Raw genomic sequence first — 23,635 nt, 5'->3', positions numbered from 1 at the left:
GCTGGAGGTCCCACGTGAGCACCATTTACGACGAGCCAATGGCAAAGGCCACCCGCCTGGTTTTGGGGTTCCTGCCTCAGGACCGCCAGCCGAATCCGGAACAGGTGCAGAACGCCGTCAACGCGATCTTTGAGATGTTGAGCGCACAGGGGGAGGACCTTGACCGGGGCCAGTTAACCAAAGAGATCGAGGCCATGACCGCGGTCTTCCAAGAGCGGTCCCTGGCGCTTGTAGACCCTAAGGGGCATGAACCCTGGCTGCCCGAGGCCAAAAACGACCGCGCCTGGGACTTCTGGGAGCGCTATCGGCGGTACCTCGAAGATGTCGTTAACCTTCCACCGTGGGTCGTCAGACGGCTAGACCAGAGCTCGGACGAAGTGCTGAGCCAACTTGAGGATCCGCGCAGGTCCGGCCCGTGGCGGAGGCAGGGTCTCGTGATCGGCCAAGTGCAGTCGGGCAAGACCGGACAGTACATCGGACTCGCTGCGAAGGCTGTGGACGCGGGATACCGGTTCATTGTAGTCCTTGCCGGCATCCACAACGACCTCCGAAGCCAAACACAACTGCGCATCGACGAAGGACTCCTAGGTTTTGATACCCAGCATCAGAACCGTTCAAACGAGGACGGCCGATCGCGTGCGATTGGCGCCGGTGCGATGCCCCTAGCAAAGAAGCTTGATATCGCATCTCCAACGAGCAGCGCAGAAAAGGGCGACTTCGGTCGTGCGACAGCAAAGGCCATCAACTTCCCCCTGGGGAGCTTTCCTGTTGTTCTCGTGGTCAAAAAGCACTATAAGATCCTCGAGTACCTGCGCAACTGGGTAACAGATGTGCATGGGACTGAGGGCGAAAACGGCGAGAAGGTCGTGACTGATCTTCCTCTCTTCATAATCGATGACGAGGCCGACAATGCCTCGATTAACACCGTTCGCGACCCCGAGGCAGACCCGACAAAGACTAACGATGCGATTCGATCGCTCATGAAGAGCTTCGACAAGGCCGCGTACGTCGGGTACACGGCTACCCCCTTCGCAAACATCTACATTGACCCGGACGCCACCCACAGCACTGCTGGAGAGGACCTTTTTCCATACAGCTTTATTCGGAATCTCCGCGCGCCGTCGAACTACCTTGGCCCGGAGCGGGTCTTTGGGCTACGCGTCGACGACGAGAATGAGGAGGACATAGAGCCGCTGCCACTCGTGCGCCGTGTAAGCGACGCGGACAGCTGGCTTCCCGCCAAGCATAAGCCCGGTGACAGCCCAGGTGAGAAGCTTCCAGAGTCCCTGAGGAGTGCGATCTCCTCATTCGTGCTCGCCTGCGCGGCCCGTCGCGGGCGCGGGCAAGTCAAGGTCCACAATTCAATGCTGGTGCACGTTACTAGCTTCACCGCCGTGCAAAGCCTGGTGCGCGACCAAGTTGACGACCACCTGCGGCTCATGGTGGAGACGCTCCGAGACCGTTATGGTAAAGGCCCTGCTCTCCGTGCCCAACTCCGTGCGCTGTGGGAGGGGGATTTCGTTGCCACCACCGACAGTTTTACGGTTGACGAAGCGCCGCGCCTCAAGTGGGAACAGGTGTCCGAACAACTACTTCCTGCCTTGAGGAAGATCCAGGTCAAGACAGTGAACGGTACCTCCAAAGACGCGCTCGACTACTACGAGAACCGTCGGAACGGCCTGTCTGTAATCGCGGTTGGTGGACAGAAGCTCTCCCGAGGGCTCACCCTGGATGGCCTAACCGTCAGCTACTACCTCAGAGTGTCGAAGACATATGACACCCTTCTCCAAATGGGGAGGTGGTTCGGATATCGCCCGCGTCACGAGGACTTGTGCCGTCTCTACACCACGGCCGCGCTTAAAGACGCTTACGTGGAAGTTACTGCTGCGGCTGACGAACTCCGTAGGGAAATTGAGGAAATGGCTACTCTTAAGCTCACTCCAAAGGAGTTCGGGCTGAAGGTTCGGTCTTCTTCGCTCGGACTCGCAGTGACGGCGGCTAACAAGATGCGGAAAGGTACAAAGATCCTCTTGAGTTACTCGGGGGAGGGGCCTGAAACGGTGATCTTTGACCTCGCGAAAAAGGCCCTAGAGAACAACTTCGCGGCTCTCGAAACTCTCGTCCGCCGACTAGACGACTTCGCGGAGCCGGTCCCTGGGAAGCAGGGAGGCAGTGTTCAGTGGAGAGGAGTGTCCCCCGAGATCGTCTCTGAGTTCCTCAATGCTTATCAACCCGACCGGAAGGCTCAGCGTGTTCGGCCAAGGCTCATCGCCAAGTACGTGGAGCAGTGTGCCAAGGTCGGCGAGTTGAGCAATTGGACGGTTTGCCTCGTCGGCAGTACGACATCGAGGGCGCCGCGGGATGTCGCCGGCCACACCGTCGGTCTTGTGACCCGGCAAGCATTGAACAAGGACTTCAACGTCGAGGGCAGGTACACAATCCGCCGAGTGCTCAGCCCGCCGGACGAGATGATCGACCTTGACGAATTGCAGGTAGCCGCAGCGAGAGCGGCTGCAAAGGATGCGGCCAAGCAAAAAGAGAAGGCTTCGGCTCCGAAGACGCCGGCGGGCCCGCACATCCGGTGGCAGCGGCGAGCCGACCAGGGCCTCCTGCTGCTCTACCCCATCGAATTGCCAGCGTCCGCCGAAGGGAGCCTTACTCCTCCCCTGGTCGGTTTTCAGGTGAGCTTTCCGCATTCGAAATACCAGTCAAAGACCGAGTATGTCGCCAACACCGTCTGGCTCCAGGAGGACATTTATCCCATCGACGAGGAGGACGAAGCGTGATAATTACCGAGGATGAGTGGCGCGAGCTAGAAAGCCCTCAGGATGCCCCGGGTCGGTCTAGCCTCCGTCTGCACCCTGAGTCGCCTGTGGATATCTTCATTTCCGTCACCCACCCTGGCCGGAAGCGCATGCTTGTATTTAGAACAGACGCTAGGTCTGTCGACCCCATCGTCCGATCGGTGGGTCGGCTTCCCGCAGCTGCCGGAATCGAAATGAACCTCAGTGCTGTGTCCCGGCTTGAATACGAGCTGCAGGTCATCTTGACCGCGGACGCGCTCCGCGAGGTCTTCAACCCTCTGGTCACTGACGTTGCCGGGACTGCCAAGTCCGCGCCAGCCGCTGCGGCAGCAGTGGCAGCCGTCGTGGACAGGTTCGAGAGGTGGCAAGATCTACTGCGCACGGTTGGCAGGGATGGGCTGAGCGCCGAAGCGCGGCGGGGGCTCTACGGGGAGCTCTTGGTGCTGGGCGATGTCCTTCTGACCTGTCTGAGCCAGTCCGAGGCGGTCGGGGCGTGGACCGGGCCTACGGGAACCAACCAGGACTTTCAGCTGTTTGATTTGGCCATTGAGGCTAAGGCAAGTAGCGCAAAGCGTCCCAGAAGCATACGAATAGCCAGCGAACGACAGCTGGACGCAACTGGAATACCGGCACTGTTCTTGGTGCTCGCGAGTCTCGACGAACGGCGCGGTGGTTCGGGAGAGAGCCTCAACCGGAGAGTGGAGGGCATTCGGCAGCAGCTCACGAGCCCTGCCGCCAGGGCACGGTTCGACGGACTGCTCATTCAGGCCGGCTACCTTCCTGGGCGGGCTGACCTTTACGAAGAGCCCCGCTATACCCTTCGCGACCTTCTGCTCTGGCATGTACGGGGAGGTTTCCCCCGGCTGGTCGAGTCGGATCTGCCAGAGGGCGTGGCAGATTGCAGCTACCAGGTGAGCACATCGGGTCTGGACGCGTACCGCGCTACGACCGACGAGGTGAAGGGCCTGATCGGGGAATTTCATGGCTGAGCTCGACCTGGCTGAGTTTTCCCGGAGCCTCGTCGCCGAGACTCAAACCACTGCTGAGGCTGAAGGGACGACTACCCCGGAGGCGTTCACTCGCCGGGTTTTCGACGATTTGGAGCAGGCTGGCGTCGTTTCCAACACCTTCACTGCCTACCACAAGATGCATGGCCACGAGGTTCACGGTTACGGCATCGGCGAGTCGGGCGAGTCCCTGGACCTGTTCGTGACGGACTTTCAGCTGGAACCCCTGGATTCCAAGCTCACGAAGACTCAGATCGTGACGTCTTTTAAGCGGCTTCTGGTGTTCGTGCAGCGGTGCCGGGACGGGCTCCAGCAGCACATCGATGAGTCATTTGACGTGTACGACATGTGCGCAGCGGTAGAGAAGGCCTTCACCGAGGTGCAGCGGATCCGTCTCTTCTTGCTCAGTAACAGAATGTGTACCGCAAACGAGTTTCCAGGGTCCAACTTTGAGGGCCTTCCGGTAACACGCGAGGTGTGGGACCTGGCTCGGCTGCACCGTCATGCAACGTCTGGCGCCCTCGGTGAACCCATAATGGTGCCCTTCAACCCACCGCTGCCCTGCGTCTCCGCCCCCAGCTCAGAGGAAGACCATTCGGTGGTCCTGGCAGTCATTCCAGGGGAAATGCTTGCCGAGCTGTATGCCGAGTACGGCACCCGGCTCCTCGAACTTAACGTTCGTTCCTTCCTCCAGACCCGTGGTGCTGTCAACCGGGGTATCCGTGAAACCTTGCTGAACGCCCCGGGCCGGTTCCTGGCCTATAACAACGGGATCACCGCGACCGCCTCGCAGGTCGAATTCTTGAAGGGCCCGGACGGCGAGCCCAGCCACATCACTGGTGTGCACGGCCTCCAGATCGTAAACGGCGGCCAGACGACTGCATCACTTCACTACGCCATGAGCCGCGATAGGGCTGATTTGTCCCACGTCCGGGTGCAGATGAAGCTGACGGAAGTCGCACCCCAGCGGCTTGCAGAGATCGTTCCAAAGATTTCGGAATACTCCAACACGCAGAATCGAGTGACCCAGGTCGATTTCAGTTCCAACCACGACTACCACGTGGACGTGCAACGGATCACTCGATCCTTGTGGGCTCCGGCCGCCGATGGCAGCGGTCAGGAAACGCACTGGTTTTACGAACGCGCGCGAGGCCAGTACACGGACGAGTTTGCTAAGGCCCGCACTCCGGCAAGGCAACGACAGTTCAAAATGCTGAACCCGACGAAGCAGAAGTTCAATAAGGCCGACCTCGCCAAATTCCTTCACTCGTGGAGCCAGCTGCCCTACCTTGTGAGCCGAGGAGGCCAAAAGAACTTTGTTGAGTTTATGATACGAGTGGACAAGGCGCCGCCTCGCGTCGACGTCCAGTACTGTCGGTGGGTGATCGCCATGGCCATCCTTTTCAAGGCGGCGGATCGGATCGCTAACAGTCACAAGGCAGGCAGCAACAAGAGTATTGTTACCACCTATACCTTGGCTCGCCTGTCTTTAGCGTCTGACCGCCGCATCGACCTTGATCGGATCTGGAGAGAGCAGGGCATCTCGCCAGCACTGGAGACCGCGCTTCATGACCTGTCTCCCCGGGTTATGCGTACCGTCCTCAATCCTGTCGAGGGGGGTCATGTTGGCGAATGGGCCAAGAAGGTTGCGTGCTGGGATGCCGTTTCTAGGGTTCCCTGGAAGGTACCCCCGGCACTGATGCTTGAATTGCTGGACCGTCCACTGGACGAGGCGGCACTTGCTGGCGGCACCGGTGATGAAGAGGGCGCGAGCGAGGAGGCATCTCTGATTCCTGCCGACCAGTGGTACGCGATCGACCGCTGGGCTAAAGAGACCCGCAACCTCGAACCCTGGCAGCGACAGATGGCCCAGTTCATCGGGAGGCGACTCGAATTGGAGCAAGAGATTCCTGAGACGCAGGCCGTTCAGGCGCTACATGCCCGCAACGAGGCAATACGGCTGGGTTTCAATCCCGACAGATAGCCACTTGCTAGTGTTGGTCTTTTGATACTGGGGTGTGATCATGGCCGGAGGTGCCAAGAAGCAGAGTCGGCAGTGGGTCGCCACTGCGGAGGGGGCCCATCTTCGTGGCCGGCGGGTGAGGGATACCAAGCCCGAGGTCACCCTCAGGAAGGCAGTGCACCGACTCGGCCTCAGGTTTCGCCTCCAGCGAAGAGTAACGCCTCAGTGCACGGCCGATCTTGTGCTGCCCCGACATCGTATTGCGATCTTCGTGGATGGGTGCTTCTGGCATGGCTGCCCCGACCATGCTCCGCGGGAGTTCCGAGGACCCAACGCGGCCCGTTGGCAGGAAAAAATCAATACCAACAGGAAACGGGACCATCGCAATACGGAGCAGGTGACGGCCGCCGGATGGAGCGTAGTTAGGATTTGGGAGTGCGAGATCCGGCGCGACGCCGAGGGAGCGGCGGAGCGGGTGGCAAAGCTTGTGAGTTCGGACCATGCGGAGTGATGTCTTGCATGGTTATGCCTGAATCACAGCCAGAGTTAGTAGGTCGTCCGGCAGTTTCTTCCGCCTCGCGCAGTGAGCCATGAGTGGGCACTGTGAACACAAGGGCTGGTCCTCCCTGCAGAGGTCCATGCCAATCAGGCGGATCGCCCCCATGCGTAGAGGTGCATCCTGGCCCGCGCCCACGAGCTTTACCAAGTTCACGCGGCCCTCGCTTAGGCGATTAGCGTGATCTGTTTTGACACCATTCACTCGAGCTGCGACTCGCAACGTGCCTTGGCTTATCAGCATGAGATCTTCGCCGACTAACAATCGGTAGAGGGCCGCCTCGGCTGGCTTCATGGCAAGCTTGGTGGGTACGTCGAATCGATTTCTCCACTGCCAGTCAGCGGGGCTCTCTATCAGTGGCGCCAAGCGGTCCACGCGGGATCGAACGGTCGCCGTGGGTGCCACGTCGACTAGCTTCTTGAACAGTGTCGCGGTGAGTGTCTTCGAGGATCTAGCGACGAACATAAACTCAGCCATGGCGGCAGGTTTGATCTTCGCGCTGGCGACAACAGCCACAAGTGCGGCATGCAGCGGTGTGGCGTCCTCGCCAGGAAGTTGATACCAGTCCCCGCTGGACAGTCTTTGCTTCGCCCAGTTTGTGAGACCCCTCCTGACCTTCCGCCAATGGGGCTGGAGTCCGGCAGTGTCGGCGGTATTCTTATCCGCGGGCTTTAATACTTCCGCAGCGGCCTCGCCTAGCAGCGGGGGTACGGCGTTCCCGATTTGACGGAAGGCGTCACTCCGGGTGCCGGCAAACCGGAAGTGGTCGGGGAACGTCTGGACGCGCGCCGCCTCCCGTACGGTAAGCGTCCGAAGCTGCTCGGGGTGGATGTACCAGTAGCCGTCCTTGGCGATGTGGGCGGTAATTGTTCGACTGAGTTCGTTCCACGCCAGCTTTTTGTACTTGTCCGTGTATTTTTCGGCGCTGTAACGCTGGTATTCCCGCTCGTCCTCGGCCAGGATGTCTTGGAGGTCCGAGTACTTGGTGTCGGAGTTCATGACCTCGAAGATCCGGTGATCGTCTTGCCGGACTCGTCGAGTCATGTGGTCCCAGACCAGCCCGAGAGGCGCGCCCTGGCGCATCTTTCTTGCGAAGTCGGACAGGTTTTGAGGCGTTCGGTACTCCAGTTCCCGTTGGCCGATCCGCTCCGTCGGGACGACCTCTAGCTCGGGTAGATCGCCGATGGCTTCGAGTAGAAAGGTGCGCTTCGAGTCGGGCTTCCGCCAGGTGAAATCGTCGACGTCCTTCCTGGCTAGAAGGATAAGGCGCTTCCGGTGCTGCGGAACGCCGTAGTGCCAGGCGTCAACCAGCCGTGCCTGTGTTGCATAGCCGAGCTCCTCCAGCTCTTCCTCGATTGTCCGGATAACGAAGAAATCGTCGTGGAGCCCCATGTCCGGGACGTTTTCCATAAGGACGGCGCGCGGGTCGATCCGCTTCACCATGTCTAGATAGGCGCTCCACAGCTCTTTCCTGCGGTCTTCGGGATCGCGGCCGTGGTTCTTGACGAGATCTCGGATCTTGTTGCGCCCGGCCCTGCTGAACGGTTGGCAGGGGGGGCCTCCCGCGACAAGGTCGATCTTGGCGGGCCTGAGGATGTCTTCAAGTCTGTCGCGCTCAGCGGGGTCGCCAAGATCCATCTTCAGGCTGAGGCCCGGGAAGTTTGCCCGGTGGGTCTCCAGCGCACGTTCATCGAAGTCGACCGATGCTGCTGTGGTCCATCCCGCCCGCTCGATGCCCGAGCTCAGGCCGCCGGCGCCGGAGAACAGATCCACGGCGAGCCTCTTGCCCTTGCCGAAGCCGTCCAGCCAGTCCTGGAAATCCTCGGGGGTGCAGCTGTTCTCGTTCGGAGCCAGCTTGAGGTAGTCGCTGCGTTCGAGAGGTACGCCGTAGTGCCCCTGCTTCACGGCCCAACCCTTCGTACGCGTGACATCAACCAGCACCAGGAGATCACAGACGCGCTCGTGGAGGCAAGGACTTCGTCGAGGTGGGCATCAGGGAGATCTGCTGCTCACCCGTCGCAGTTGCCCAGGTATCGCGGTCCATGGGCCCCAGGGCCTAGGTCCTACTGGCTCTTATGGAGTTCGAGAGGGCCAATCGTAGACGACAGAGAGATCATGATCCTCATCGGTTCGGCGGGGCAGCCTGTCAGGAGGACGGCTCTTGCGCTCCCTCAGCTCCGTCGGGCGGCCTCGGCCGGGATCCGAGCCCAGTAGGCGGCGCCAGCCAGACCATCCTTCTTGTAACCCGTGACCAGTCGAGGTCGGTGCCAAGAGGGTCGAAGGTCACGCCAGCGGCGCTGAGCTGACGCAGGCTCGCCCGGTATGCCGGATGGGCAGCCAGTTCTGCTTTCACGTTTGGAAAGGCGCACACGGGCAGGCCGGAGCCGAGTGCCTGGTTGAGGATGCCGAGCGCCAGGGTGTCGTTGATCCCAAGCGCCCACTTGTTGATCACGTTAAAGGTGGCCGGAACCACCGCCGTCGCGTCAGCGGCCGGGTGAGGCTCCGGATCGTCGGGGAGCCGCCACTCAACTCGCACCGGGTAGCCCGTCTGACGAGCGAGAGTCTCCAGGTTGATCCAAGTAGCGGCAGTGGGCGTCGCCGTCACGCAGACTGTCCAACGATCGGCAAGCAGCAGGTCGATCAGCTCACCGATTCGCAGCACAGGCGGCGCTGCCGACACGACGAGCGCGAGCACAGGGCGCTCACTCATACCAACAGGCCAGCCCGCTCGGCCAATGGCCGTAACCCTGGCGTCGCAGCGCGACGCTCCTTGGCGAGCAGGCCGAGTATGAGTTCTCGAGCCTGAACGTTTGCCTTCACCACCTCAGCGGCCGTCCTCTCGGCTTCGAGCAGGTGCAGCACCGCCGCGGACCGATCCGCCGAGCCCATCATCGAAGCTGCCGCCAGGTCGACGTGCACCTGAGCCCGTCGACCGACGAGCACAGTTGGCAGACGTGAGGTGTCGAGCTGTAGTGCAATAGCGGTAGCTTGGTCCGGGTTGCCGGCCCGCACCGCAGCAGAGACCGCGTGGATGGCGACATTGGTGGGGCCGAAGGCGGTCCAGAGGTGGTTGCGATCCGACCCCAACGCTGTGGCCAACCCATCGGCTCGACTGAGAAGGCCGCCGGCTCGCTTTTGCTCGCCATTGCCCGCTGCCACCACAGCGGCCAAGAGAAGCAGCGCTCCCTGGACAGAGATGAGTTCAGGATCAGTCAGCCGTCTCTCTGACGACAGCCGGCCAATGCTGTCTTCCAAGATCTCGGCTGTTTGGTCCGTCCGTCCTGGCAACCGAAGAAGTCCGCATGCTGCCTGATAGGCGCCGACTGCCTGCAGTGCGCGATCGTCGGCGAGCCCTGCGGCGGTCGACGCGCGGTCGGCGGTCACCAAGGCGCTCTCACCATCGCCGACCTTGACGGCGAGCTTCGACGCCGCGATGTAGGCAGCGGCAAGCAGCTGAAACGCGCGGACTCGTTGCTTCTCGGGCGCGTGCGTTGCCAGACCTGTGGCCTGCGCAAGTACGTCGGGCAGTAGTCGGGCTGCGGAGCTGTAGCTTGCTCGCTGGTACAAGCTGTGAACTCTGCCGACGCTGCGCCGCACGTCGACGAGTGGCCGGATCGGCCCAGCGGGTCGGTCAGGCATGTAGCTGGTCAGGAACGTACGTAGCCCGGCCAGGAGGTCTGAGGGAACCACCCCGGCTGCGGAATCGCGGGTTTCCTCTCCCATGATCCGCCCCCTGCGCGTTGCCACCGACACATCCACGAGCATCTCGTCAAGCTGTTCGAGCGTAACTCGCAATGCGTCGGCGATCCGGCTCCGATGCCATGGCTGGGGATCCGTCTCGGCGCCCTCCCACCGAACGATGGTGGACCGTTCGACGCCGAGGATCTCGGCCAACCTCTCTTGACTGAACCCGAGTGCCTTCCGCCGATGGCAGAGCCGGTGCCGCTTCAAGGCCACATCGATGCTCCCTCCGCTTGTCGTCACTCTAGTAACCAAGTGGCCACGGAGCGGGTACGCACGTGCCTCTTTGATGCGCCATTTCGGCTGCTCCGACGCTGTAGTTCCAGATAGGCCTCGCCTCGAAGCTGAATGCATGGCCCGGGGCGGGTGCCTTGTCCCGGAGTTGCGCCGGCCCTCAACGGCGCAGCTCTTCCCGCCCGCCCCGGTGCCAGCCCATGACTCAACGACTTGGAGCCGGCATGCCCACAGTGAACGACGACCATCCAGCTGGTGCGGGCCTGGCCGCCGCCTGGGAGTCGGTCGACGTGCGGGCCGCCGCCGACTTCTGGTGCGCCCTCGAAGACCGCCGACCCGGGCTGCTCCCACAGCGCGACGCGCCGCTGTTCTTCACCGCGCTGGGCCGCCTCCTGGTCGGCGGCGATAATCCGGCGAATCAGGCTGCGCTGCTCCGGGTGCTCGGCCACGCGTACCGTCACTTCGACCTGCTTCCGCACGCCACCACCATCGGCGACGCGCTGCTCGCCACCGTTGCCCGTCACGCGCGCCCACTGTGGACGCCGCAGCTCACCATCGCCGCCGAACGCGCCCTGTGCCGCGCCACGCACGCCATCCGCCGCGCCGCCGCGCAGGCCGGCGACGGCCGGGCCTGGTGGCACGTCGAGGTGATCGGCCACGATCGGCCATCGCCCGACATCGCCATCCTGACGGTACGTCCCTGGCGGCGCCTGCCCTTCCAGCCAGGTCAGGCCGTCCCGGTCTGCACGCCGAGCTTCCCTGGGCACTGGCGCTGGCTCTCACCGGCCAACGCCCCACGCGCGGACGGCACCGTCGAGCTGCACGTCCGCGCCGTAGCCGCCGGCACCGTCTCCCACCGCCTGGTCCACGAGGTACGCCCCGGCGAGCTGCTCTGGCTCGGCCCACCCGCCGACACCGGGCTGACCCTCGATTCGGCGAGCACGAGCGGTCTGCTCCTTGTCGCCGGTGGCACCGGCCTGGCGCCGCTGCGCGCCCTGGTCGAGCAGGTCGCCGCCGCACCCGACGGTCGGCGGGTGACGCTGATCGTCGGCGCGCGAACCTTCACCGACCTGTACGACGCGATCGCCCTCGACAAGCTGCAGTGCGCCCACGACTGGCTGACCATCGTGCCGGCCCTCTCCGACGACCCCTGCGCCGAGCCGGCCGAGCGGGGCAACGCCCTGACCATCGCCCTCCGCCATCACCGTCACGACCGGGAGATATACGTCTGCGGACCCCCCGGGATGATGGCCGCTGCGCGGTCACGTCTGCGTATCCTCGGCGTCCCCGCCGCGCGCGTCCACCTGTCCGACGGTGTCACCAGTGATGAGTGAGCGCTCCTACGCGAACCGTGGCTGGTCGAGGGACCACGCGAGAACATCGATGATGCGTACGTCGGTGAGGCGGTTGGCTGCCTCGGCGACGAGCTGATCCGGGTGTTGGCCGGCAACCTGACGAAGGACCGTTAGCTTGTCGCTGGCCTGGACCAGGTCCCGCCGGTATGCCGCCCAGTAAGCCCGCCGCGGCGAAGTCTGGCTCTCAGGCAACCATCCGAGGTCTCGTCGCGCCTGCTCGGCTGACTGTCGATAGAGCTTCAGGAGGCGACTGTCGAGGATGGGGAACAGCGCAGGACGCATGAGATACAGCGACTTGCTCACCTTGGCAACGGCGATGCCGCTCACCGGAGGGTGGGAGAAGTGTTGGAACAGACGTTCCGCGCGGGCGTACAAATCATCGGGGCCTAGCGGGTCGGCGTCCTTCAGGTGGGCGTCGACGGCGATATCCGACCAGGGGGCGGTCTCGCTGAGGCGGAGGAGGTGCAGCTCCTGCTCACGGCTGATCCGACTGCCCATCCATGGTGATCGAGTCGCTTTGATCAGCTGGGGCGTCAGGGCCGAACTCGTGCCAGCGAGCCAGTCGTAGTTGCGGATGGTGCCGCCATTCTGCTGACAGTAGGCGATGAACGGGTTCAGGGGCTCGTCGATGATTCGGCCGGCCACCTCGATCGGTGGAACTCTTTGCATCAGTCGCCGCTTTCGCCAACTTGCAGCCTGTCGTCGTGTCGCAGACCGTATCGGGCTCAAGCCGACGGTCGCTGCCGCCAGCCGGCCCCACTCCCCGGCCGGCCGGTGGTCGAGCACTGTCCACCTTGGTTGCTGCTGATCGGATGAATGGTCCGTACCGCACATGGCGGAGTCGGCGGGGCGGTGGAGGGTCTCGGAACTCATTAGCATCACGCTTCCTCGGCCTCGCGCACATCGCGAGCCGTCCGCCTTGGTCGATGAGGAGTCGCGGCATGCCTGACGAGCATGGTGGCAAGAGTCAGTTCGAGCGCTTGGTGGCCGGCCCGTTCTACTCGGCGGTGGTGGCTGCGAATCGTGTTTATCTGAAGGTGGCCGTTCCCGACGCGTCCGCTACTGAGCGGGAGTATTGGACTCTCTCCTGTCTTCCGAAGACAACACTGAGTCCGCGCCGGCTCTCTGCTGTCTCCATGAAGACGATGGAGACCTTCGTCCTACACGAGCCCACCAGGCCGGGGATGGACGGAAGGGCCGAGGGTTTTGTGATCGTACGGCGGTCAGTCCTGGATCGATACTGGCCCAAGCGTCGGGCCTTTGAGAAGGCGTTTCCCGGACTGACGCTCGAGGATTGCGACTACGAGGACGCGGGTGCGGATCAGGTACGGGTCATCGGCTGGCACGATGAGCTGATCGCCGCACTCGCGGACGAGCGTTTCGCCGCTGCGGTACGTGACCTGACCGCGTCACTGCTCGCTGTGCGGACGATGCAAGGTGCCGGCCACAGTTACTCACTGGTCGACCACGTCCTGGGTCGCGCTGCCCGTCCTGCCGAGTGGATCTACCCGGCCAACGAGCGGAGTGCGGCATGGGGAGATGATCCGGGAGTCGTCGAGACCTTCCGTGGCATCCGCGAGGGTGATGTCGCCGAGTGGCACCTCTCCTCCTGCTTCCACCAGATCAAGGCTGGTGACCGGATATGGGTCTACGCCACGGCACCTCATCAGCGTGTCATTGCTGCCGGCATCGCCTGGTCGAATCCGTGCCAACGAGTGGACGGCGGCAACACGCACTGGACGTTGGAGATCCGCTGGGACCTGGGGTTGACCCGTTTCCTGCTATCGACAGTCGTTGCCGCGTCGGACGTGCTGGAGGTGCAGGTCCAGCGGGTGCGCGCACTGCGGCAAGGCGAGACCGACATGCTCAGCAAGGTGCTGGCCGACGTTCGAGCCCCCGAGCCGGAGGGCCTGCCCGAGGGCCGGCGGCGCCGCCTCGCGCAGGTCACCGCGCGGCAGGGCCAGGCCGACTTCCGACTGCGGCTACTTGCGGCGTACGACGGACGGTGCGCAATCACTGGCTGCGACGTCGAGGCCGTGCTGCAAGCGGCGCACATCTCTCCGTATGACGGACCCGCCACCAATCGCGTCACGAACGGCCTGCTGCTTCGGGCTGATCTGCACAATCTCTTCGATCGAGGTTACCTGTGGATCGACGGGTCCTACCGGGTCCGTGTGGCGGCCGGGTTGGATCACTACGCCGAACTGGACGGGCAGCGCCTCTCGCTCCCGCCAGTGGACGACCGACCGGACAAGGACGCGCTGGCCCACCACCGGAGCGAAGCGACAAAGCGGCTGCTCGCCTGAGGCGGCGCGACGTGCTCCGGGTGCGGTCAGGAGTAGGTGTCGCCGAATTCGCGTACCTCGTCGACGTCCAGCGTGATCCGGTCGTTCTCGGTCCACTGGCCGGTGGCGGCGACCCAGCTCGGGTCGTCGCGTTCGTCGATGTCGCTCCAGCTGTGCCGGTGGTGCCGTAGCTGGATCGGCCCGGTCGACTGACCCGGCGCGAGCGTCCCGTCGGTGAAGGTCAGCTCCACCCAGCCGGGGACCGGCGTTCCCGGGATCGGGTAACCCGGCGGCGCTGGCGTCGTCATCGCGCCGGGCGGCCCGCCCGGCGGGATGAAGAACTGCACGGTCTGCTCGATGCGGTCACAACCCAGCGCGGCCCAGTCGCAGTTCGGCACCAGCGAGGTGTTGGCGCCCTCGAAGCGCAGGTGGTAGCGCACCCGCACCGTGCTCAGGTCAAGCGGCGCGGTGCCGGTGTTCGTCACCTTCAGGAGGTGCTGGATCTGGTTGTTCGTGGGGGACCAGTCCAGGTTGAGGTAGCTGAGCGTCGCGCGGCCGGCCGCGGTGCGCACTGTGGTGGTGGGCGAGGTGTCGGAGTAGCCGCCGAGCGCGCGGGCGGCAACCGCGATCCGGTACGTCGTGCCGGGTGCGAGGTCGGTCAGCGTAATCGTGGTGTCGGTGGTGGAGCCGAGGAAGCGGTACGTGTTCGGGCCCAGCGGCACCTGCACCTCGTAGTTGATCGGCTGCTCCGCACCGGGCTCGACCCAGGCGGAGGGCGCCCAGCTGAGGGTGAGCTGATGGGGTTCGTTTGCCACCACCGTGGGAGTGCCCGGGGTGCTGATCGCCGGGCCGTCGGCGCGGGCGGCGTTGACGGCGAGCAGGCTCGCCAGCGCGGCGAGGGCGACGGTGGCGGCGACACGGCGAGCAGACATAGCCGAATGGTATGCACCACCATCGATGTCCGTGCATCCTCCGTCAGGCCAATGACGGCGGAGGCGGATTCAGTCCGTTACGCGACGTAGTCAACTTGGAGATAATGCCTGGTCACGTGGCTACCTAGCGTGAACCCGTCATCACGAACGGCCCGGACGCCGGCGTCTCACCTGCCGCCCGTCTGGGCCTCAGACGGGAGAAACACATGCGTGCTCAGAACAAAAGCCGGCGGTACGGCGCCCGAGCATCCGTACTCGTGCTCGGTCTTGTCGCGACCGGAGCGGTGCTCGCCCCGGCGAGCCCGGCGTCCGCCGCGGTCCCCGGTCTGGTGCGGGTCGCCGCGACCAGCGTCACCAACTCGGTCGACTTCCGCAGCGTCACGGCGACGTGCCCGGCCGGGAAGGTGCTGACCGGCACCGGCTACGAACTCAACGGCATCACCGGCGAAGGCGTCGTCGACGACCTGCGTCCCAACGGTGGCGTCGCCACGGCACCGACAGCGGTCACCGTCGGCGCCTACGAGACCGAGGCGTTCGCGGGGAACTGGTCGGTGACGGCGTACGCGATCTGCGCCAACCCGCTGCCCGGTCTGGTGCGGGTCGCCGCGACCAGCGTCACCAACTCGGTCGACTTCCGCAGCGTCACGGCGACGTGCCCGGTCGGGAAGGTGCTGACCGGCACCGGCTACGAACTCAACGGCATCACCGGCGAAGGCGTCGTCGACGACTTCCGGCCCAACGGTGGCGTCGCCACGGCGCCGACCGCGGTCACCGTCGGCGCGTACGAGTCGGACGCCACGGCCCTGAACTGGTCCGCCACCGCGTACGCGATCTGCGCCAACCCCCTCGCGGGCCTGGTGCGCACCTCGGCCGTGGGGGCCAGCAACTCCCTCGACTTCCGCAGCGTCACGGCGACCTGCCCGGTCGGGAAGGTGCTGACCGGCGCCGGCTACGAGCTGAACGGGGTGACCGGCGAGGGCATCGTGGACGACTTCCGCCCCAACGGCGGCCCCGCCACCGCCCCGACGTCAGCGGCGTCCGGCGCGTACGAGGAGGACGCGTTCGCCGGGAACTGGTCCGACACGGCGTACGCCATCTGCGCCACGCCGTAGAAACCGCTCAGCCGGTGCAGCAGCCCTGCGAACGTGCGGGCCGCTGCACCGGCTGAGTGCTCGGCTCAGGAGCCGCCTTGGCGCTGGATCCGCCCGTCGCCCGAGACCTTGGCCCGGCCCAGGTCGCGTTCGGTGCCGGCCGGGCCGGTCGCGGTGCGGCGGTGCCGTTGGTCGGGCGAGTGCTCCACGGGCGAGCCCTGGCGGCCCGGAGCGCCGCTGCCCGAATGCCGCCCGCCTCGTGCCGACTCGCCGCCGCTGTCGTGTTTGTTCTGCTTGTGGCTACCCATGGATCGCGCGTACCCGGTCACTGTGCGGCTAGTCCTGAGCCCCCGTCAGCTTCAGTGCCGTCCCGACCGGTGAGGTGGCTATCGGTACTGGCACTCACGGGTTCCAGTAGACGAGGACCCTGGCCTGGTCGAAGCGTCGGTCCTTCAGGTCGGCACGCTGGATCACCCAGTGGATGCTCGCCCCGCCTTGTCTGCCGCCGTGGAACTCGGCCAGCACAACCCAGTCACCATGGTCCGACTCGTCGTGGCCGGACCGGCCTGAAGGATTGGCGCCCAACCACGCGGGGTTGAAACCGTTGCAGTCAGTGCCGTAGCCGCCCAACAGCAGCGGCGTCGTCCCGTCTTCATAGGAGAACGGGCCGTCCGGCACCTTGGCCAGGACTTCCTTCCACACGTCGGTCAGCTCTTCGAACGGGGGATCTCCCGGCATTGGCGGAGACCACGGGGGCCCCGGGATCGTCTTGACGTAGGGCAGAGAGATGTCGACAGTGAGGTGCAGATCGCCCTGCGGGATCTCCGTGTAGACCTCGGCGAACTCCTCATCATCTGGAGGGAAGTCAGGCGGATACTGCTCTCGCTCCTCGACAGCCACGCCTGCCGGCACGTACCTGACCTCGCCCCAGCCGCTTTCCTCGGGCCAGCCGAACAGCAGCAGTTGGCCGTCGGACGGTAGTGGAAGGTCAGTCACGTCTGCCGGAAGAGCAGCGCAGTCGATGGTGGCGATCAAGGGGTACTCGGGGTCCTCGGCGTCGGCCGGAAGCATCACCGGCCCGCGGATGGTGCCCACTACCGGCCCGTCACCCCTCTGTGTCAGAAAGGCAGACGGGCGGGCGAGCTCCAGCCAGCGCTCCACGTCGTCGGCGGGGATGTCGCGGCGCAGCGCCTCGGCGCGGACCTGATCGATGATTTTCACGTTTCGGGGAAGCACGGGAGCACCGTAGGTCAACAGTGCGACGTTCACGACCCCGCCGGATGCTGGCTCCCCGCAAGACAGGCGCACCTGCAATCGATACCGCGATTTGCCGTCGGCGGACGGCGGGCAGAAGTGCCCGACCCGTGAGGTGGCTATCGGGCGGCGCGGAGGCGGGTGTCGAGAGCGTCGAGGTCGGGGACGAACCAGATCTGCCCACCCTGGTTCGACTCGTGCACCAGCGCGCGCAACGCGGAACTCTCCGCGAGCTGCGCCGAGATGTCGCCGACGACCGCCAGCCGCACCCGGTAGTTGACGAACTTCTGCATCACGTCACCGGCGAAGCGGGTGCCCAGCGAGAAGAAGCGTTCGTCGAGTCGGTTGGCCGGCACGGCGACCACCTGGGCGCCGAGGAACGCCGCCCCGATCAGGTCCAGCGCGTCCTGCTCGGTGGCCACCGGTGGCCCCGCCGGGTCGCAGACCAGCACCGGCACCCCGGCGCGTTCCTGGATCTCGTCAGGCATCGTGGACCTCCCGGTCGAGCAGGCCGTTGTCGGCGTTGAGCACGGCGTCGAGCAGGTGCAGCAACTCGGCGGTGGCGGCCGGGTCACCCAGGATGATGATCTTCATGCGGTGGCGTTGCTCGTCGTACACGGTCTGCACCCGCAGCGGGTTGGCCTGGTCGTGGCCGGTGTTGGCGCTGGTGAGCACGAGCGTGCCGAGCCGGTCGGCGGCGGCTCTGTCGACACCGTCGATCTGGACGATGCTCGACACCTCCGCCTGCCTGGCGACGCTGGGCGCGGTCGGGGCCTGGCCGGTCAGCGCGTCGAGATCACCGGCGGCGATCCGGTACTGCTTGCCGATCCGCACCGCGCGCAGCCGGCCCGAGCGGATGTAGCCGCGCACGGTGCGCACATGCAGGTTGAGCCGGTCGGCCACCTGCTCAACTGAGTACATTTCTTCCGTCATCGCTCCCTACGATACCCGGATAGGAAAGCATAGGGAGCGATGGGGCCGACTCGTTGGCGACATCAGCTCCAAAGGCTCCGAAGCCACCTGGGCCGGCGAGGCCCCGTGAGGCGTTCGGCCGGCTAACTCGCTCGCGCTGTCGGACGGGTCCAGTACCGTCTGGAAACCATGGACGCGCTCGGCGACGCCATCATCGGGCGGGATCACCCCGCGGGTCTGCTGCGCGCCGAGTTGGACCGCGCCACCACCAGCCACGGCGGTCTCGCCCTGGTCACCGGCGAGCCGGGCATCGGCAAGACGACCCTCGTCACGTCGGCGGCCCGCGAGGCCCGGCAGCGAGGCGCGCTGGTGCTCGGCGCCGCCTGCTGGGATTCCGACAGCGCCCCCGGCTACTGGCCGTGGGTGCAGGTGCTGCGTGCCCTGCGGCGCTCCGCCGACGACTGGGCGGTGGCGCGGCAGTCCGCCGAGCCGGCCCTCGCGGCCCTGCTCGGGCAGTCCGGCGCCGGCGGTGAGCAGGCCGGTCGCCTTGCCAGCTGGGCCGGCGTCGACAGCGGCCCGGACGCCGCCGACCAGGAGGCGTTCGCGCTGTACGACGCGGTGACCGCCGCCCTGGTCGCCGTCTCCCAGCACCGGCCGGTAGTGGTCGTCCTCGACGACCTGCACTGGGCCGACCCTGCCTCGCTGCGGTTACTGAGCTTCGCCGCCCAGCACACCTGGTTCGAGCGGCTCCTGCTGATCGGCACCTACCGCGACGCCGAGGTCGAGTCGGGCGAGCATCCGCTGCGCCCGCTGCTGATGCCGCTGGTCGCGAAGTCCACCACTATCACCCTCACCGGTTTCACCCGCGACGAGGTGGCCGCACTGATGACCCGGACCGCCGGCCGGGAACCCCAGGCCAGCCTTGTCGACGAGGTGCACCGGCGCACCGGCGGCAACCCGTTCTTCGTCGAGCAGACCGCGCGGCTGTGGCACGCCGACGACGCGATCGGCACCATCGCACCCGGCGTACGGGAGGCGGTGCGCCGCCGCCTGGCCCAACTGCCCGCCGCCGTGGTGGAGGCGCTGACCGTCGCCGCCGTACTGGGTCGCGAGTTCCACCGTCAGGTCCTCGCGGCCTGCGCGGCCGCACCGGCGGCGCAGGTCGACCGGCTGCTCGACCGGGCGGTGACCGCCCGACTGGTGGTCGCCCGGGGCGGTGGCCGCTTCGCCTTCGCCCACGACCTGGTCCGCGAGACCCTCTACGACGGGCTGACCGACGACGACCGGCGGGCCCGCCACGGCGCTGTCGTCCGGGCGGTCGACGATCTGCGGGAGCTCACCGACCGGCTGATCCCGGCCGACCTCGCCCGCCACGCCTACCTGGCCGGCCCGGCGCTCGACCGGGCCCGGGTGGCCACGCTGCTGGTCGCCGCCGGGCGGGACGCGTTCGCCCGGCTGGCCGGCGACGAGGCGGCGGTGCACTTCCGCCGAGCCCTCGAGGTCGTCGAAGACCGGGCACAACGAGTGCGGATCCTGGTCGAGTTCGCCGAGTCGCACTATCACCACGCCGGCCGGGAAGAGGTCACGCGACTGCTGGCCGAGGCCGCCAGGCTGGCCCGATCACTGGACGACCCGGTGTTGCTGGCCCGGGTCGCGCTCACAGTGAACCGCGCCCGCCAGGTGGAGACCGCCCAGTCGATCGAGGCGGCGGAGTTGGTGCGCGAGGCGTACCGCCGGTTGATCGGCGAACCGGACGCCACCGCGACGGTCGGCGCCCTGGTCGCGGACCTGATCACCGCCAGCGAGACGATCGCCCGTCGAGGGCAGGACGACGAGGCGCTCACCTTCAGCCTCTGGGCCCGTCACGACACGACGTGGGGGCTGGGCACCGCCGCGACCCGAGCCGCGCTCACCGTCGAGATCCGGGACGTGGCCCGGCGGACGGGCGACCGGGAGACCGAGCTGTGGGCCACCTCGCTGCGATGGGTGGCGCTGCTGGAGCTGGGCGACCCTCGCTTCGCCGAGGAGCTCACCACCTTCGTCGACGCCGAACGACAGGGCGATTTCGCCCGGCACCGGATGGCCGCGGCCGTCGACAGCGGCATCATCGCGGCGTTCCAGGGTGACTTCGCCACTGCCGACGAGCGGTTCGCGATCCTCACCGACCAGACCGACCCGGGCCACACCGAGTTCGGGTTCATGGGCCACCACCTGCGCTGGTCCCGACTGCTGCTCCAGGGCCGGGTCGCCGAGGCCGCCGCGCTGGTGGACGGGCTGGCCCCGATCGACTACCCCTATCGGGAGCTGTTGCGGGCGATCACCGCGGCGGAGCGGGGCGACGGCGAGACGGCGGTCCGGCTGACCGCCGGCATCGAGGCCGCCGCCATCCGTTACCCGCGCCCGGTGTCACCGCTCTGGCTGCGGTTACGCGCGCAGGCCGCCGCCGCGTCCGCCGACCCGAAGCGCTGCGACGCCGCGCGGGCGGCGCTGGCCCCACACCGTGGAGAGTGGACGGTAGGGCTCTTCGGCTGCGACATCAGTGGCCCCGTCGACCACTGGCTGGCACTGATCGACGCCGCCCAGGGACGCTGGGACGACGCCGTCGCCGGCTTCACCGCCGCTCGGGACTCCGCCGACCGGCTGGGCTCGCGGCCCTGGTCGCTGCTCGCCCGCACCGGCCTCGTGAACGCCCTCGCCGGCCGAGGTCACCCGGGCGACACCGCGACGTCGACCGCGTTGCGTGCCGCCGCCGTCCAGGAGGCGACCGCCCTCGGCATGACGCAGGTGCTCCACCGGCTCGCCGCGCCAACAGCCCTCGACGCCGACCTCCCGGACCAGGCCGTCGGGTCGGGCCAGCTTGTGGCGTCGGGCCAGGTTGCTGGGTGGGGTCAGGTTGTCGCGCCCGGCCAGGCCGCGCCGGTCGCGGCTGCGATCGAGGGGTACGAGTTTCGGCGCGACGGGCCGGTCTGGCAGCTCGCGTACGAGGGTGTCGTCGTGCACCTGCCCGACGCCAAGGGTCTGCACGACCTGCATCTGCTGCTCAGCCGCCCGGGCACCGACGTACCGGCGGTCGAATTGCTCGACCCGGCGGCCGGGCCGGAGCTGGTCGCCGCCCGCCGGATGGGTGCCGACCCGGTCCTCGACGACGAGGCGAAGGCCCGCTACCGGCGGCACCTGGCCCGCCTCGACGAGGAGATCGATCGGGCCGCCGCCCGGGACGACGACCGGAAGGTGTCCAAGCTGGACGCCGAGCGGGGTGCGTTGCTCGACGAGCTGCGTGCCGCAGCAGGGCTGGCTGGCCGGAGCCGCCGCCTGGGCGACGAGGTCGAACGGGCCCGCAAGACGGTGACCGCGCGAATCCGTGACACGCTCCGCAAACTCGACGACCGGCACCCGGCACTGGCAGGCCACCTGCGCGACTCCGTCTCCACCGGCACCACCTGCCGCTACCTACCCCCCGCGCCGCTGCCCTGGCGGCTCTGACCCCACCCCACCCCACCCCAGCCCTCCGCGATCTTGCACTTTCGGTCGCCGGTTCAGGTGGATTTGCCACCCTTGTCGGGACAGTAAGTGCAAGATCGCGGGGGTGGGGGCGGGGTGAGGGGACCTGGTTAGCGGCGGTTGTACCTGTACATGGTCAGGGTGCCGAAGACCAGGACGAAGCCGGCGCTCCACAGCAGCAGCCACATCGTGGCCGACGGGTCCGACTCGCCGCTCATCGCTCCGCGGATCGCGGCCACCAGCTGCGTCACCGGGTTGACCTTCACGAACGCCTGGAGCCAGCCGGGCATGGTGCTCGGCTCGACGAAGACGTTGCTCAGGAACGTCAGCGGGAACAGCACCATCATGCTGACGCCCATCACCGACTTCTCGCTGCGCAGGATCAGCCCGAAGAACGTCCACACCCAGGAGAACGCGAACGAGAAGACCACCAGCAGCCCGATCCCGACGACAGCCCCGGCCACCCCGCCTTCGGGGCGGAACCCGAGCACCAGCCCGAGACCCAGGATCACCACGGCGGCGAGGATGTAGCGCAGCACGTCGCCGAAGATCATGCCGACCAGGGCGGCCGGACGCCAGACGGGCAGCGTCCGGAACCGGTCGAAGATGCCCTTCTCGATGTCGGTGTTGAGGCCGATGCCGGTGTACATGGTGATCATGACGACGCTGGTCACCATGATGCCGGGCAGGAAGAACTGCAGGTATTCGCGCGGGCTGCCGGCGAGGGCGCCACCGAACAGGTACGTGAACATCAGCACCATGATGATCGGGAACGCGGTCACGTCGAAGAGCTGCTCCGGCACGTGCTTGATCTTCAGCATGGCCCGCCAGCCGAAGGTGAGCGACGCGCTCAGCGCGCTCGGCCGGGGCGGTCGGGAACCGGGCGCGAGCACTGTCGCCAGCGCCTCGGCGGACGGGACGTAGACGGTCGGCGCCCGTTCGGTAGTGGTGGTCGTGGTGTCGCTCATCGGGCTGCCTCCAGCTCGTCGTCGCGCTCGTCGGTCGGCACGGCGGGGTGGTCGGTCAGGGCCAGGAAGACCTCGTCCAGGCTCGGCTGGCCGAGGGAGAAGTTGTCGACAACGATGCCGGCGCGGGCCAGGTCGCTGAGCACGCGAGCGGCCTGGGCGCTGGCGTCGAGGTCGGTGCCGGCGTCGCCGACGCGGGCGGTCAACGCCACCGGATCGGCGGCGAGCTGCACCGGCACGTCGAGCGCCTCCCGGAGCACCCGCTCCGCCTCGGGGCGCTGAGCGGGGTCGCGAAGTCGCAGGTGGACGGTGCCGGAGCCGATCGACGACTTCAACTCACCCGGGGTGCCCTCCGCGATCACCCGGCCGTGGTCGACGACAGCGATCCGCCCCGCGAGCTGGTCGGCCTCGTCGAGGTACTGGGTGGTCAGCAGCACCGTCGTGCCGTGCGACACCACCGCCCGGACGATCTCCCACACCTGGTTGCGGCTGCGCGGGTCGAGGCCGGTCGTCGGCTCGTCGAGGAAGAGCAGATCCGGGGTGTTCAGGATGCTGGCGGCGATGTCGATGCGTCGCCGCATTCCACCCGAGTACTTCTTCACCTGGCGGTCACTCGCCTCGGTCAGACCGAACGCGGCCAGCAGCGCCGCGGCGCGCTCCCGAGCGGCCGGCTTGCGCAGGCCGAGCAGGCGGGCGAGAAGCACCAGGTTCTCCGTGCCGGTCAGGTCCTCGTCGACGGAGGCGTACTGGCCGGTGAGGCTGACCCGGGAACGAACCTTGTCGGCCTCGGTGACCACGTCGTGCCCGAAGACCCGGGCCGAGCCGCCGTCGGGTCGCAGCAACGTGGCGAGCACCCGGACCGCTGTGGTCTTGCCCGCGCCGTTCGGGCCGAGCAGACCGTAGACGGTGCCGGCGGGCACCTGGAGGTCGATGCCGGCCAGCGCCCGGGTGTCCCCGAACGAGCGGGTGAGCCCTTCGGCCTCGATGGCCAGACCGGTGGTGCGTCTACTCATGATCCTTGCCTTTCGTATTGGA

At 66.4% G+C, this 23,635-nt stretch carries 19 protein-coding genes; 8 read left to right on the top strand and 11 right to left on the bottom strand.

Going from position 1 to position 23,635, the window contains the following annotated elements; all coding sequences use genetic code 11:
* The first annotated feature begins 14 nt into the window (after positions 1–14).
* From ABZ794_RS07610 to ABZ794_RS07595, 4 genes are read left to right on the top strand one after another with little or no spacing between them, the layout of a single operon-like run.
* Complete coding sequence (locus ABZ794_RS07610) at positions 15–2,786, top strand: Z1 domain-containing protein (protein ID WP_357514751.1); 2,772 nt, start codon at positions 15–17, stop codon at positions 2,784–2,786.
* Positions 2,783–3,793: a PD-(D/E)XK motif protein gene (locus ABZ794_RS07605; protein WP_357514749.1), complete on the top strand. Its 1,011-nt coding sequence runs from the start codon at positions 2,783–2,785 to the stop codon at positions 3,791–3,793. Before ABZ794_RS07610 ends, ABZ794_RS07605 begins: the two co-directional genes overlap by 4 nt.
* Positions 3,786–5,795 (top strand): AIPR family protein, encoded by a 2,010-nt coding sequence (locus tag ABZ794_RS07600; RefSeq protein ID WP_357514747.1) that lies wholly within the window; start codon positions 3,786–3,788, stop codon positions 5,793–5,795. The genes ABZ794_RS07605 and ABZ794_RS07600 overlap by 8 nt, the downstream gene beginning before the upstream one ends.
* Before the next feature lie 40 nt (positions 5,796–5,835).
* Positions 5,836–6,285: a very short patch repair endonuclease gene (locus ABZ794_RS07595; RefSeq protein ID WP_357514745.1), complete on the top strand. Its 450-nt coding sequence runs from the start codon at positions 5,836–5,838 to the stop codon at positions 6,283–6,285.
* A gap of 12 nt (positions 6,286–6,297) precedes the next feature.
* On the opposite strand, the gene ABZ794_RS07590 is transcribed toward ABZ794_RS07595, so the two are convergent.
* The 3 genes from ABZ794_RS07590 to ABZ794_RS07580 form a co-directional block, all read right to left on the bottom strand.
* Positions 6,298–8,235, bottom strand: coding sequence for a DNA cytosine methyltransferase (locus ABZ794_RS07590; protein ID WP_357514743.1), 1,938 nt, complete (start codon positions 8,233–8,235; stop codon positions 6,298–6,300).
* Between the two features lie 241 nt (positions 8,236–8,476).
* Positions 8,477–9,040 carry a flavoprotein gene (locus ABZ794_RS07585; protein WP_357514741.1) on the bottom strand — a complete coding sequence of 188 codons (564 nt, stop codon included), beginning with the start codon at positions 9,038–9,040 and terminating at the stop codon, positions 8,477–8,479.
* Positions 9,037–10,425, bottom strand: a complete 1,389-nt coding sequence (locus tag ABZ794_RS07580; protein ID WP_357514739.1) for a helix-turn-helix transcriptional regulator — start codon at positions 10,423–10,425, stop codon at positions 9,037–9,039. The genes ABZ794_RS07585 and ABZ794_RS07580 overlap by 4 nt, the downstream gene beginning before the upstream one ends.
* A 104-nt stretch (positions 10,426–10,529) precedes the next feature.
* On the opposite strand from ABZ794_RS07580, the gene ABZ794_RS07575 reads away from it, so the two are divergent.
* Positions 10,530–11,639, top strand: coding sequence for an FAD-binding oxidoreductase (locus tag ABZ794_RS07575; RefSeq protein WP_357514737.1), 1,110 nt, complete (start codon positions 10,530–10,532; stop codon positions 11,637–11,639).
* Between the two features lie 6 nt (positions 11,640–11,645).
* Here the strand turns inward: ABZ794_RS07575 and ABZ794_RS07570 are convergent, their stop codons facing one another.
* Positions 11,646–12,305: a DUF6308 family protein gene (locus tag ABZ794_RS07570; RefSeq protein WP_357514735.1), complete on the bottom strand. Its 660-nt coding sequence runs from the start codon at positions 12,303–12,305 to the stop codon at positions 11,646–11,648.
* 296 nt (positions 12,306–12,601) lie between these two features.
* Between ABZ794_RS07570 and ABZ794_RS07565 the strand changes: the two genes are divergently transcribed.
* Positions 12,602–13,966 carry an HNH endonuclease gene (locus ABZ794_RS07565; RefSeq protein WP_357514733.1) on the top strand — a complete coding sequence of 455 codons (1,365 nt, stop codon included), beginning with the start codon at positions 12,602–12,604 and terminating at the stop codon, positions 13,964–13,966.
* A gap of 26 nt (positions 13,967–13,992) precedes the next feature.
* Here the strand turns inward: ABZ794_RS07565 and ABZ794_RS07560 are convergent, their stop codons facing one another.
* Positions 13,993–14,877: a cellulose binding domain-containing protein gene (locus ABZ794_RS07560; RefSeq protein WP_357514731.1), complete on the bottom strand. Its 885-nt coding sequence runs from the start codon at positions 14,875–14,877 to the stop codon at positions 13,993–13,995.
* 206 nt (positions 14,878–15,083) lie between these two features.
* Here ABZ794_RS07560 and ABZ794_RS07555 point away from each other — a divergent pair, with 206 nt between their 5' ends.
* Positions 15,084–15,989, top strand: a complete 906-nt coding sequence (locus ABZ794_RS07555; protein ID WP_357514729.1) for a hypothetical protein — start codon at positions 15,084–15,086, stop codon at positions 15,987–15,989.
* A 65-nt stretch (positions 15,990–16,054) separates the two neighbouring features.
* Here ABZ794_RS07555 and ABZ794_RS07550 read toward each other — a convergent pair whose 3' ends face one another.
* The 4 genes from ABZ794_RS07550 to ABZ794_RS07535 all read right to left on the bottom strand — a co-directional run bounded on the left by ABZ794_RS07550 (position 16,055) and on the right by ABZ794_RS07535 (position 18,155).
* Positions 16,055–16,276: a hypothetical protein gene (locus ABZ794_RS07550; protein ID WP_357514727.1), complete on the bottom strand. Its 222-nt coding sequence runs from the start codon at positions 16,274–16,276 to the stop codon at positions 16,055–16,057.
* Between the two features lie 94 nt (positions 16,277–16,370).
* Positions 16,371–17,237 (bottom strand): hypothetical protein, encoded by an 867-nt coding sequence (locus ABZ794_RS07545; protein WP_357514725.1) that lies wholly within the window; start codon positions 17,235–17,237, stop codon positions 16,371–16,373.
* 104 nt (positions 17,238–17,341) lie between these two features.
* Positions 17,342–17,710, bottom strand: coding sequence for a DUF4180 domain-containing protein (locus tag ABZ794_RS07540; RefSeq protein WP_112669602.1), 369 nt, complete (start codon positions 17,708–17,710; stop codon positions 17,342–17,344).
* Positions 17,703–18,155 (bottom strand): helix-turn-helix domain-containing protein, encoded by a 453-nt coding sequence (locus ABZ794_RS07535; RefSeq protein WP_238691137.1) that lies wholly within the window; start codon positions 18,153–18,155, stop codon positions 17,703–17,705. Before ABZ794_RS07535 ends, ABZ794_RS07540 begins: the two co-directional genes overlap by 8 nt.
* 168 nt (positions 18,156–18,323) lie before the next feature.
* Here ABZ794_RS07535 and ABZ794_RS07530 point away from each other — a divergent pair, with 168 nt between their 5' ends.
* Positions 18,324–21,617 carry an AAA family ATPase gene (locus ABZ794_RS07530; protein ID WP_357514723.1) on the top strand — a complete coding sequence of 1,098 codons (3,294 nt, stop codon included), beginning with the start codon at positions 18,324–18,326 and terminating at the stop codon, positions 21,615–21,617.
* A 128-nt stretch (positions 21,618–21,745) separates the two neighbouring features.
* Here the strand turns inward: ABZ794_RS07530 and ABZ794_RS07525 are convergent, their stop codons facing one another.
* Together ABZ794_RS07525 and ABZ794_RS07520 are read right to left on the bottom strand one after the other, a co-directional pair.
* Entirely contained in the window at positions 21,746–22,603 is an 858-nt protein-coding gene (locus ABZ794_RS07525; protein WP_210786832.1) for an ABC transporter permease, read from the bottom strand.
* On the bottom strand, positions 22,600–23,613 hold the full coding sequence (locus ABZ794_RS07520; protein ID WP_210786834.1) for an ATP-binding cassette domain-containing protein: 1,014 nt from the start codon (positions 23,611–23,613) through the stop codon (positions 22,600–22,602). Before ABZ794_RS07520 ends, ABZ794_RS07525 begins: the two co-directional genes overlap by 4 nt.
* Between the last annotated feature and the right edge of the window lie 22 nt (positions 23,614–23,635).

Source organism: Micromonospora sp. NPDC047187 (assembly GCF_040643355.1).
GTDB classification, from domain to species: Bacteria; Actinomycetota; Actinomycetes; order Mycobacteriales; family Micromonosporaceae; genus Micromonospora; species Micromonospora salmantinae.
This window is presented reverse-complemented; position numbering and strand designations above follow the sequence as displayed.

Coding starts and splice junctions, on each gene's coding strand:
- ABZ794_RS07535 (WP_238691137.1), bottom strand. CDS start 18,155: ATGACGGAAGAAATGTACTCAGTTGAGCAGGTGGCCGACCGGCTCAAC.
- ABZ794_RS07550 (WP_357514727.1), bottom strand. CDS start 16,276: ATGGGTAGCCACAAGCAGAACAAACACGACAGCGGCGGCGAGTCGGCA.
- ABZ794_RS07560 (WP_357514731.1), bottom strand. CDS start 14,877: ATGTCTGCTCGCCGTGTCGCCGCCACCGTCGCCCTCGCCGCGCTGGCG.
- ABZ794_RS07525 (WP_210786832.1), bottom strand. CDS start 22,603: ATGAGCGACACCACGACCACCACTACCGAACGGGCGCCGACCGTCTAC.
- ABZ794_RS07595 (WP_357514745.1), top strand. CDS start 5,836: ATGGCCGGAGGTGCCAAGAAGCAGAGTCGGCAGTGGGTCGCCACTGCG.
- ABZ794_RS07600 (WP_357514747.1), top strand. CDS start 3,786: ATGGCTGAGCTCGACCTGGCTGAGTTTTCCCGGAGCCTCGTCGCCGAG.
- ABZ794_RS07585 (WP_357514741.1), bottom strand. CDS start 9,040: ATGAGTGAGCGCCCTGTGCTCGCGCTCGTCGTGTCGGCAGCGCCGCCT.
- ABZ794_RS07565 (WP_357514733.1), top strand. CDS start 12,602: ATGCCTGACGAGCATGGTGGCAAGAGTCAGTTCGAGCGCTTGGTGGCC.
- ABZ794_RS07580 (WP_357514739.1), bottom strand. CDS start 10,425: ATGCATTCAGCTTCGAGGCGAGGCCTATCTGGAACTACAGCGTCGGAG.
- ABZ794_RS07555 (WP_357514729.1), top strand. CDS start 15,084: ATGCGTGCTCAGAACAAAAGCCGGCGGTACGGCGCCCGAGCATCCGTA.
- ABZ794_RS07530 (WP_357514723.1), top strand. CDS start 18,324: ATGGACGCGCTCGGCGACGCCATCATCGGGCGGGATCACCCCGCGGGT.
- ABZ794_RS07520 (WP_210786834.1), bottom strand. CDS start 23,613: ATGAGTAGACGCACCACCGGTCTGGCCATCGAGGCCGAAGGGCTCACC.
- ABZ794_RS07575 (WP_357514737.1), top strand. CDS start 10,530: ATGCCCACAGTGAACGACGACCATCCAGCTGGTGCGGGCCTGGCCGCC.
- ABZ794_RS07540 (WP_112669602.1), bottom strand. CDS start 17,710: ATGCCTGACGAGATCCAGGAACGCGCCGGGGTGCCGGTGCTGGTCTGC.